Origin of the sequence: Maledivibacter sp. (genome assembly GCA_025210375.1) — a bacterium.
In the GTDB taxonomy this organism is placed as follows: domain Bacteria; phylum Bacillota; class Clostridia; order Peptostreptococcales; family Caminicellaceae; genus JAOASB01.
Map to the genome: position 1 here is coordinate 1 of JAOASB010000043.1, position 11,303 is coordinate 11,303.

At 34.4% G+C, this 11,303-nt stretch carries 9 protein-coding genes; all 9 read left to right on the forward strand.

The window, feature by feature from the left end; translation table 11 throughout:
- Positions 1-203: glycine reductase (locus tag N4A68_15300; protein MCT4565662.1), on the forward strand; the 203-nt coding region annotated here is incomplete at its 5' end.
- Positions 204-658: 455 nt separating this feature from the next.
- Positions 659-1,798, forward strand: a complete 1,140-nt coding sequence (locus N4A68_15305; GenBank protein MCT4565663.1) for a BMP family ABC transporter substrate-binding protein — start codon at positions 659-661, stop codon at positions 1,796-1,798.
- Between the two features lie 302 nt (positions 1,799-2,100).
- Positions 2,101-3,633 (forward strand): ABC transporter ATP-binding protein, encoded by a 1,533-nt coding sequence (locus N4A68_15310; GenBank protein MCT4565664.1) that lies wholly within the window; start codon positions 2,101-2,103, stop codon positions 3,631-3,633.
- Complete coding sequence (locus N4A68_15315) at positions 3,633-4,688, forward strand: ABC transporter permease (GenBank protein MCT4565665.1); 1,056 nt, start codon at positions 3,633-3,635, stop codon at positions 4,686-4,688. The genes N4A68_15310 and N4A68_15315 overlap by 1 nt, the downstream gene beginning before the upstream one ends.
- Position 4,689: 1 nt before the next feature.
- Entirely contained in the window at positions 4,690-5,649 is a 960-nt protein-coding gene (locus N4A68_15320) for an ABC transporter permease (protein MCT4565666.1), read from the forward strand.
- Between the two features lie 281 nt (positions 5,650-5,930).
- Positions 5,931-7,325, forward strand: coding sequence for an RNA polymerase factor sigma-54 (gene rpoN, locus N4A68_15325; protein ID MCT4565667.1), 1,395 nt, complete (start codon positions 5,931-5,933; stop codon positions 7,323-7,325).
- A gap of 255 nt (positions 7,326-7,580) precedes the next feature.
- On the forward strand, positions 7,581-8,651 hold the full coding sequence (locus N4A68_15330) for a sugar-binding transcriptional regulator (GenBank protein ID MCT4565668.1): 1,071 nt from the start codon (positions 7,581-7,583) through the stop codon (positions 8,649-8,651).
- A gap of 2 nt (positions 8,652-8,653) precedes the next feature.
- Positions 8,654-9,661, forward strand: a complete 1,008-nt coding sequence (gene gap, locus N4A68_15335) for a type I glyceraldehyde-3-phosphate dehydrogenase (protein MCT4565669.1) — start codon at positions 8,654-8,656, stop codon at positions 9,659-9,661.
- Positions 9,662-9,990: 329 nt separating this feature from the next.
- The gene (locus tag N4A68_15340; GenBank protein ID MCT4565670.1) at positions 9,991-11,163 is read left to right on the forward strand and encodes a phosphoglycerate kinase; all 1,173 of its coding nucleotides are present in this window, start codon (positions 9,991-9,993) and stop codon (positions 11,161-11,163) included.
- The last annotated feature ends 140 nt before the right edge of the window (positions 11,164-11,303 follow it).

Here is an 11,303-nt window from a genome sequence, read left to right on the forward strand (position 1 = left end):
AAGTAGTAACAGGACAAATCTCAGGAATAGACATAATGGATTTAGAAGATGCTGTAAGGGCTTTATGGAAGGAAGGAATCTATGCTGAAAGTGGTATGGGTTGTACAGGGCCTATAGTTCTTGTAAGTGAAGCAAAGATTGGTAATGCTACTGATGCCCTTGTAAAAGCAGGTTTTGTCGCTAAAGAAAGCAATGATTGTTAATAGGTAGACTTATTTTAAGGACTGAGCCCAAAGAATTATTCTTTGAACTCAGTCCTTATATATTTCAAGATAAGGATTAGTCTATCGAGCAAATTGCATAATTACTTTCTATAAAAACCATCTACTACATGTAGTTTTAAAATCTTCGAAGCTCTACCATCAAATATGCTTATATCTTAAGCAATTAAATATAGGATGATATTCGCATATGCAATTGTGCCAAGTAAGAGTTATACAATTTGCTCTATCGTAATATTAGTATCATATCTATCTTATCAGACTTGCCTAGTTTTACAGTAAAATACAAGCAATGCTTTGTTTATTAAATAGGAATATAAAGTATGATATTACAATAAGTTAATAATAAAACCACAATAAAAAAAGGAATTTTATATTTTTTGTAGAATATATATACTTTGAATTATGTGAAAATCAATTAAGGGAGGAAATTAAAAATGAGTAAGAAAGTATTGTCGCTATTATTAGTAGCGGTATTAGCAATCAGTCTATTTGCTGGTTGTGCAAAAGCTCCTGAGCAACAAGAACCAAAGGCTCCTGAGAAAGAAGAAGCAAAGGCACCGGAAAAAGAAGAGGCAAAGGAACCAGAAAAGGAAGCAGCAGATGATTTTAAAGTAGGATTTGTTACTGATACAGGTGGAATTGATGACAGATCATTCAACCAAGGAACTTGGGAAGGTATCGTAAGATACGCTGGAGAAAAAGGATGGACTGAAGGAACTGAGTATAACTTCATTCAATCAAATGAAGAAGCAGATTACATACCAAACTTAAGTGCTTTTGGTGATGACAGCTATAATGTTGTAGTAGCTGCTGGTTTCTTATTTAAAGATGCAATGACTGAAGTTTCAGGTCAATATGCAGATACTAACTTTGTATTAATTGATGAAGAGGTTACTAATCCAAACGTTGCATCTGTAAAGTTTGCAGAGGAGCAAGGATCTTTCTTAATAGGAGTAGCAGCGGCTAAAACTACAAAGAGTAAGAAAGTTGGATTTGTTGGTGGAATGGACTTCCCATTAATTAGACATTTCCATGCTGGATTTGTAGCAGGTGTACATTCAGTTGACCCAACTATCGAAGTAGTAGATCAATATGCTGGAGATTTTGGGAATCCAGGAGTAGGTCAACAAATAGCATCAACAATGTATGAGCAAGGTGCAGATGTTATTTATCATGCAGCAGGTGGAACCGGTAACGGTGTAATAAATGAAGCGAAGAACAGAGTTGAAAATGGAGAAGATGTTTGGGTAATTGGTGTTGACAAAGATCAATATGCTGATGGTATATATGATAAGGACAATAACAAGTCAGTTGTTTTAACTTCAATGATGAAAAGAGTTGACGTTGCAGCTTACAATATGGTAGAAGCAGCTCAAAAGGGCGAATTCCCAGGTGGTAAAGTGACATCATTAACATTAGCTGACAATGGTGTTGGTATACCAGCAGAAAATCCAAATTTAAGTGAAGATATAATTAAAGCAATTGCAGAATATAAAGAAAAGATAGTTAAGGGTGAAATCAAAGTTCCAAATAACATGGATGATTTAAAAACTTTTGAAGAAAGTCTTAAATAAGCTGAAAAAATAAGCCCATTCCTAGATGGGCTTATTTTTTTGTAATTAAAAATAAAGGAACTTGATACCCAAAATTCCTTAAAATTTTAATTGCTATAAAGCCTATAAAAAATATGAAAAAATTCAATGATATTAGCAGAATTTCACCATGTTTATCCCTGGAAAAAATTACAATTAGATAAAAGCTATTAATGGGTAATATAAAGTGCATGTTTGCAACTATAATATTATTAAAATAATGATGAATTTTTGGTATAATATAATAAATTAGGTCTTATTTTTAAAAGTGAGGAGTTGCAAAAATGGAATATGTTATTGAAATGCTAAACATTAGAAAAGAATTTCCCGGTATAGTCGCTAATGATAACATAACATTACAGGTAAAACCTGGTGAAATCCATGCTTTATTAGGTGAAAATGGAGCAGGAAAATCTACTTTGATGAGTGTTTTATTTGGATTATACCAACCTGAAGCTGGAGAAATAAAAGTAAAAGGAAAAAAAGTAAATATTACCGATCCTAATATTGCCAACGATTTAGGTATAGGGATGGTTCATCAGCATTTTAAGCTTGTTCATAATTTCACAGTAACGGAAAACATTATCCTTGGACAAGAGCCAACCGAAAGAGGCAGGATAAATATCCAAAAGGCCGCTAATGAAATTAAAGAATTATCAACTCAATATGGTCTTGAAGTAGATCCCCATGCAGTGATTGAAGATATCACCGTAGGAATGCAGCAGCGTGTAGAAATCCTAAAGATGCTTTATCGTAATGCAGAAATACTTATATTTGATGAACCAACAGCAGCTCTTACTCCTCAGGAAATAACAGAACTTATGGAGATAATGAGGAGACTGGTGAAGGAAGGCAAATCCATAATTCTCATAACCCATAAGCTAAAGGAAATAAAAGAAGTGTCCGATAGATGTACTATTATCAGAAGAGGGAAGTACATTGACACTGTAGACGTAGCAGCTACATCTGAAGAGGAATTAGCATCGTTAATGGTTGGTAGAGAAGTTAGCTTTAAGGTAGCTAAGGGTAAGGCGAAACCTGGTGAAACAGTACTAAGGATTTCTGATTTGGTTGTAAAGGATTCAAGGGGTTTAAAGGCTGTAGATGGCTTGAACTTAGAGATCAAAGAAGGTGAAATATTAGGGATAGCAGGGGTAGATGGTAATGGTCAGTCCCAATTATTAGAAGCTATCGCAGGATTAAGGAAAGTAGAATCGGGTAAGATAGAGTTACTAGGGGATGACATTACAAGTATGAACATAAGAAATAGAACCGAAAGTGGAATCGGTCACATACCCCAGGATAGACATAAGCATGGATTAGTACTGGATTTTAGATTAGGCGAAAATATGGTTTTGCAGACATATTATCAAAAGCCCTATTCAAAAAATGGCCTTTTGAATAGGGAGGCTATAAATGAAAAGGCAGATGAACTTATTAATGAATTTGATGTTAGAAGTGGACAGGGTATAGAAACTATTACTAGATCGATGTCAGGTGGTAATCAGCAGAAAGCAATTATTGCTAGGGAGGTAGATAGAAGCCCATCTCTTTTAATCGCGGGACAGCCCACTAGGGGATTGGATGTAGGGGCAATAGAATTTATCCATAAAAAGCTTATAGAAGAAAGGGATAAAGGAAGGGGCATACTATTGGTATCCCTTGAACTCGATGAAGTTATGAATGTAAGTGATAGAATAGCTGTTATATTTGAGGGGAAAATTGTTGGAATAATTGAATCATCAAAGGCTACAGAAAGTCAACTTGGATTAATGATGGCGGGTGCTAATCAGGACAAGAGAGAAGGTGATATGTAATGCTGAAATTTATAACCGATGAAAAGAATCAAAGATTTATGGTACCATTGATATCTGTGCTTTTGGGATTTATAGCTGGTGCTATTATTATGATGATTACCGGGATAAATCCTATAAACGGTTATAGGGCTTTGGTTAAAGGAGTTGTAGGGAAACCTAGGGTGTTTGGAGAATGGATTGTTTCATCCACTCCCCTAATTTTATCGGGGCTTGCCATAGCATTTGGGCTAAGAACTGGAGTTTTTAACATTGGAGTAGAGGGACAGCTTATAGTAGGATCATTTGCAGCAGTTGCTGTTGGAATTTTAATAGATTTACCTAGAATCATACATGTACCATTAGTATTGTTAGTGGCAGCCGCAGCAGGTGCATTGTGGGGCCTTATACCCGGAATTCTTAAGGCGAAATTCAAGGTTCATGAGGTGGTAGTAGGAATCATGCTTAACTATACGGCCTTGCATTTGGTTAATTATGCAATTAAGATGCTTCCCGGAAGCTCAAATACAAAAACCGTTAATATTCTTCCGTCAGCTAATCTTAGCAGTGAATTCTTGTCTAAGATAACGAAGCATTCTAGGCTCCACTGGGGATTCATTATAGCATTTTTGGGAGTATTGATATTTTGGTATATAATTGAAAGAACAACATTTGGTTATGAGTTGCGTTCAGTGGGATTTAATCCCCATGCCTCAGAATATGCTGGTATGAAGGTAGAAAGAAATATAGTATACTCAATGATGATATCAGGGGCATTTGCTGGGCTTGCTGGGGCTATGATCTCTATAGGTACATTTGACTATGCAAGGGTTGTTGGAGCCTTTGAAGGATATGGACTTGACGGAATAGCAGTGGCACTACTTGGAAATAATGGAGGTTTAGGTATATTAATATCTGGATTCTTGTTCGGGGCATTGAAGTCTGGTTCAAGGGCTATGTCACTAGCTAATGTTCCAAAAGAGATAGCAGAAATCATAATGGCCTTTATAGTGCTATTTGCAGCCATGAATTATGGTATTAAGAGACTGATACTTCGTTTAAGAAAGGAGGAGAAATAATATGGATTTTATGCAGTTTATGAGTATAATAATACCCTTAATGCTAACTTCTGCAGCACCTATTATTTCAACCTCTATAGGTGGATTGTTTAGTGAAAGATCGGGAGTATTTAATATAGGCCTAGAAGGACTTATGATGGTAGGTGCTTTTACGGCGGCAACAGTTACTGTATTGGTTGAGGGTTCCTTTGGAGCTATGAGTCCGTGGATCGGAATGTTAGCGGGTATAATAACAGGTGGGTTGTTTTCCATTATTCATGCCTATGTTAGTATAAATCTAAGAGCTGATCAAGTTATCAGTGGTACAGCAATTAACTTGTTAGGAGCGGGACTGACAATATATTTATGCGAGATTATTTTTGATCAACAAAGAACTGTTGCTTTTATGAATGGAATTAAAAAGCAAGATATTTTAGTACTTTCTGATATACCTGTATTAGGGAAACTATTCTTTCAAAAAGTTCATAGTACATCCTATATAGTAATACTAATTGCATTGGTGGTTTGGTATATTGTATATAAAACCCCATTTGGATTAAGACTTAGAGCGGTGGGAGAGCATCCTGGAGCTGCGGATTCAATGGGTATAAATGTATATAAAATGAGATATATTGGAGTTATTTTATCTGGAATGTTTGCTGGACTAGGTGGTTCAATCATGGTCTTGACCCAGGATATTCAATATACCTATGCAACAATTCATGGTACCGGTTTTATAGCTTTGGCAGCATTGATATTTGGTAAATGGCATCCTTTGGGAGTAGTGGGAGCAGGTATTTTCTTTGGTTTTTCACAGGCATTGGGTATAGTAGCCTATCAAATACCATTCCTTAGCAAGCTACCCCAGGAATTTTTCTGGGCCTTCCCATATATACTTACTGTAATAGCCTTAGTTGTGTTTTCCGGTAAGTCCGTCGGGCCAAGAGCAGCGGGTAAACCATATGAAAAGGGTGAGAGATAATAATAGTATTTATACACTACTAAAAAGCATTTCAATTAATTTTGAAATGCTTTTTTATATTTTTCATTGTAATTTCTATAAATTGAGTAATAAATTTAAAAAATTTGAAAAATATATATTTTAGCAGAATATGTTTAAATCAATAGTTTAAGGGGGTTTTTTGAAAAAAAATAACGACATTTGTCGATTAAATTGTTATGATGCTTTGTTTGACAACGTTTTTTTGGTATAATTAAATTGTAAAAAGTATGTTAAATATACTTATGTATAGGGTGGTTGATATGAGATTATCGTACAATTTAAATTTGGAACAAACTCAAAAACTAGTTATGACACCAGAGTTAAAGCAGGCTATAGAAATATTACAATATAATTCTATTGAGTTGAAAGACTTTATACAGCAAGAATTAGTTAACAACCCAGTACTTGAACCAAGTAATCAAAAAAGCGAAGCTGATTATGAATCAAAAAAAGAAACAAAAAACCAAGATGAAATTATTGACATGAAAAAGCTTTTTTCTGAATATGACAATTTTAAAAGTAGAAACAGGATACGTAATTACGAAGAGAAAGAAGAAACATCCTTCGAAAATTATTTGTCAACTGAAACGACCCTAACTGAACACTTATTATTTCAGCTTCAATTTACCCTTTTAAAGGGCAAAGAGAAAATGATAGGAAGATATATAGTTGAAAACATAAATGAAAATGGATATTTACAGGTTAACAATGAAGATATATGCAATAGATTTAGCATAGAAGATAGTGAAGCTGAAAGTATAGTTAACATTATTCAAACCTTTGACCCCGTGGGTGTTGGGGCGAGGAGTTTGAGGGAATGCTTGATTATCCAACTAAGACAAAATAATGTTAAAGAAGAGACAATATATAAGATTATTATGGAGCATTTAGATGATTTAGGTAATAATAAAATTAATAATATTGCTAAAAAACTTAATATTTCCCATGAAAGGGTACAAGAGGTAGGGGATTTTATAAAAACCTTAGAACCTAAACCCGGTAGAATATTTAGTTCAAGTAGGGACGTAAGGTATGTTACTCCTGATGTTACGGTAGAAAAGGTGAATAATGAGTATATAGTTATTGTAAGAGATACTGCTGCTCCTAGACTTACTATAAATCATTATTACAGAAAGCTTCTTCTAAATAAAGAGATGGAAGAAAATACGTCTTCATATATTAATAAAAAATTAAATTCTGCTTTAAAACTCATAAGATGTATTCAGCAAAGAAGAAATACCATATATAAGGTTGTTAAAGCTATAGTTGATTATCAAATGGATTTTTTTGAAAAGGGAATAATCTATCTTAAACCTTTGACACTAAAGGAAATAGCCGACGAAGTCGGTGTGCATGAATCTACGGTCAGTAGAGCAATTAATGGCAAGTATATGCAATGTCCTAAGGGAATCTATGAATTAAAATATTTTTTCCAAAGTGGGGTATCTAGTGTTCTTGGAGAAGGGGTGTCTGCGGAAAGTATTAAATCCATAATAAAGGATTTGATACAAAATGAGAATACTAAAAAACCCCTTAGTGATCAAGCGATATCAGATGAACTTAATAAAACAGGAGTAAAGATATCTAGAAGGACTGTAGCTAAATATAGGGATGAACTAAATATACCATCTTCGTCTAAACGAAGAAGATATTAAATTAAAGGCACCTTTAGGTGTCTTTAGTTTTAGAAAAAATTTTAATGATAGACTCAAATCTTTGATACCACTGAGTTTGTATTGGTAAATAATTCATAATAAAAGGGATTATATAATTTCACTATTGAAAAACTGGAATACTAAATGTATAATTGATTTAGATATTTTTTTTAAGAGGTCGGGACGCCCAAAAATGACATGGTCACATAACGACCTAACTAATTTGTTAAAATATACCAAGATTGGAGTGCTAAATTGGATAATAAAATAAGGAGTAAAGAAGGTTTTGAAATTGATGAATTAATAAGTATCTTAAATAACATTACTCCAGATTTCATGGAAGTTATAGAAAAAAGATATGCAGTTTTAAGGGTGATAAACTTTCTAGGACCAATTGGTAGAAGAAGCCTTTCTGATAAATTGGATTTAACAGAAAGAAATATAAGAACCGCTTCAACTGCTTTAAAGAATCAAGGACTTATTAGTATTACGCAAGAAGGAATGAATATTACTTCTAGGGGAAAAAATACTTTAGATAGATTGAAATATGTATTTCACATTCTCAAGGGATTAAAGTTATTAGAAGAAGAGCTTAAGGATATTTTAAAAATAAAGAAAGTTATGGTAGTACCAAATTCAGTTGATGATGATCCATTTGTATATAGGGAGATGGCTAAAACAGCATCAAATTACTTGAATAGTGTGATAACCCACAGCAGTATACTAGGGTTGACAGGTGGAACTACAATTTTACAGTTTGTCGAGGAATATAAGCCTAAAAAAGGTGAACTAAGTGAAGTTACTGTAATACCGGCTAGAGGTGGATTAGGAAAAAAAGTAGAGTATCAAGCCAATACTTTAGTTCAGAGTTTAGCTAATAAATTGAATTGTCATTATAAATCTTTATATACACCAGATTTCTTATCTCAAAATGCAATAGAAAGTTTGCTTAAGGAGCCTTCTATAAAAGAAATAATCGAACTAATTGAAGACATAGATATACTAGTTTTCGGAATAGGTAGGGCTGATACAATGGCTATTAGAAGGGGCTTAAGTGATGACCAAATTCAGAAGCTTTTAAGCAAAGGGGCTGTTTCAGAAGCCTTTGGATACTATTTTAATGAAGATGGTGAAATAGTACATGAGATAAGTACAATAGGTATTGATTTAGAAACATTTAATAATATAGATAATTTGATTGCTGTTGCAGGAGGAAGGGAAAAAGCCGAAGCAATAGCATCTATTTCAAAATTAAATGAAAATCTTGTACTTGTTTGTGATGAAAGTGTGGCAAAAAAAATTATTTTAAAATATAAGGAGGAATAAAAATGGCAGTAAAAGTTGCAATTAATGGTTTTGGGAGAATAGGTAGATTGGCGTTCAGACTAATGTTTGATAGCTCAGAATTTGAAATTGTTGCATTAAACGATTTAACCGATGCAAAAACTCTAGGACATTTATTAAAGTATGATACAGCACAAGGTACATACAAAGCTGATTCAATTGAAGCTAAGGAAGCAGCTATAGTAGTAGATGGTAAAGAAATAAAAATCTACGCTGAAAGAGATCCTGAAAATTTACCTTGGGGAGATCATGATGTGGACGTAGTAATAGAAGCCACAGGCTTCTTTAGAACCAAAGAATTAGCTGAGAAGCATATTAAAGCAGGGGCTAAAAAAGTTATCATCTCTGCTCCAGCTAAGGGTGATATGAAGACAGTTGTTTATAATGTAAATCATGAAATATTAGATGGAAGTGAAACAGTATTATCAGGAGCTTCTTGTACAACTAACTGTTTAGCACCAGTTGTTAAGGTGTTAAATGACAATTTTGGATTGGTAAAAGGTCTGATGACTACTATCCATGCATATACTAATGATCAAAATACATTAGATGGACCTCATAAGGATTTAAGAAGAGGTAGAACTGCTGCTCAAAATATTGTACCTACTACTACTGGTGCTGCTGTTGCAGTAGGTAAAGTATTACCTGAAGTAAATGGTAAGCTTGATGGTGGAGCAATGAGAGTTCCAACTATGACGGGTTCATTAGTTGATCTAACAGTTGAATTAGACAAGAAAGTAACTGTAGAAGAAATCAATGCAGCGATGAAAGCGGCATCTAATGAAACCTTAGGATATACTGAGGATCCAATCGTTTCATCGGATATCATAGGAACTAAATACGGATCACTATTTGATGCAGATTGCACTAAGGTATTAGAAGTTGATGGTAAGCAAATGGTTAAGGTTGTTACATGGTATGATAATGAAATGTCTTACACAGCTCAGTTAGTAAGAACTGCTAAGTATTTTGTCGATTTAATGAACAAATAATATTTATAAGATAATAATATAAAAACTTATGGAGCATTAAGCCCCTCAGGCTGCCTAAAAACCCGAATTTCTTCGTTGTTGCTTCAGCCAAGAACCCTTACGTATTTCTATATACGCTGCGGCCTCTCGGTTTCAGCACGCCTCGAACTTCAGCTTGTTAGGTAGCCTGCCATCTTGTTGACTTTGTCAACAATCTGTGGGGCATTAAGCCCCTGAATTTTGGCTTGATTTCTCTTGAGAAAACGACTAGAATAATAGAATAGCGGAACAGTTAAGTTCCGCTATTTTTAAGGATTTCAAAAAATCTAAAATCTTTGGAGGTTAGGTTTATGGCTAAGACTATTAGAGATTTAGAATTAAAGGGTAAAAAGGTACTGATTCGTGTTGATTTTAACGTCCCCGTGAAGGATGGGAAAATAACTAATGATAATAGAATTGTGGCGGCACTTCCAACGATTAAGCACGTCATTGAGGAGAAGGGTAAAGTTGTATTATTTTCCCATTTAGGAAGAATAAAAACAGAGGAAGATAAATTAACTAAGACCCTTAAGCCTATTGCCGATAGACTTTCAGAACTTCTAGATAAGAAGGTTGAATTTATACCTTCTACTAGGGGAGATGTTCTTGAAAAGGCTATTAATGAGCTTAAAGAAGGGGAAGTTTTACTTTTTGAAAACACTAGATTTGAAAAGGGTGAAACAAAGAATGACCCTGATCTAGGCAAATACTGGGCATCCTTAGGGGATGTATACATAAATGATGCATTTGGCACTGCCCATAGATCCCATGCTTCTAATATTGGAATAGCTCAAAATCTTGAATCTGCTGCAGGTTTCCTTCTAGAAAAGGAAATTAAATTTATTGGCGGTGTTGTGAGCAATCCAGAAAGGCCCCTTGTGGCAATATTAGGAGGAGCCAAGGTATCTGATAAGATAGGTGTCATAGAAAATTTAATTGAAAAAGCTGATAAAATATTAATTGGTGGCGGAATGATGTTCACTTTCTTAAAAGCCTTAGGGAAAAATATTGGGAAGTCACTTGTTGAGGAAGAAAAGGTTGAACTAGCTAAGGAATTATTAGAAAAAGCCGGGGATAAAATAGTGTTGCCTATCGATACAGTAGCTGCTAAGGAATTTAAAAATGACGCGGAATTTAGAACCGTATCCGTTGATGATATATCAGAGGATGAAATGGGACTTGATATAGGAATGAATACAATTGAATTATTTTCAAAGGAATTAAAAGGGGTAAAAACTGTTGTATGGAATGGCCCTATGGGTGTGTTTGAGATGGAAAACTTTGCTAAGGGAACTGTTGGTATCTGTGAATCCATTGCAAAGCTAGAAGCTGCTACTACTATTATTGGTGGAGGAGATAGTGCAGCTGCGGCTATACAGCTTGGCTATGCAGATAAGTTTACTCATATATCCACTGGTGGAGGAGCTTCTTTAGAGTATCTTGAGGGTAAAGCTTTACCGGGAATTGAGTGCTTAGATAATTAAGGAAATTGCATAACTCTTACTTGGCAGAATTGCATATGCGAATATCATCCTTGATTTAATTGCTTAAGATATAAGCATATTTGATGGTATGGCTTTGAAGAATTTTAGACTACATATGGTAGATAGTTTTTGTAGAAGGT

Coding starts and splice junctions, on each gene's coding strand:
- N4A68_15320 (MCT4565666.1), top strand. CDS start 4,690: ATGGATTTTATGCAGTTTATGAGTATAATAATACCCTTAATGCTAACT.
- rpoN (MCT4565667.1), top strand. CDS start 5,931: ATGAGATTATCGTACAATTTAAATTTGGAACAAACTCAAAAACTAGTT.
- gap (MCT4565669.1), top strand. CDS start 8,654: ATGGCAGTAAAAGTTGCAATTAATGGTTTTGGGAGAATAGGTAGATTG.
- N4A68_15310 (MCT4565664.1), top strand. CDS start 2,101: ATGGAATATGTTATTGAAATGCTAAACATTAGAAAAGAATTTCCCGGT.
- N4A68_15305 (MCT4565663.1), top strand. CDS start 659: ATGAGTAAGAAAGTATTGTCGCTATTATTAGTAGCGGTATTAGCAATC.
- N4A68_15340 (MCT4565670.1), top strand. CDS start 9,991: ATGGCTAAGACTATTAGAGATTTAGAATTAAAGGGTAAAAAGGTACTG.
- N4A68_15315 (MCT4565665.1), top strand. CDS start 3,633: ATGCTGAAATTTATAACCGATGAAAAGAATCAAAGATTTATGGTACCA.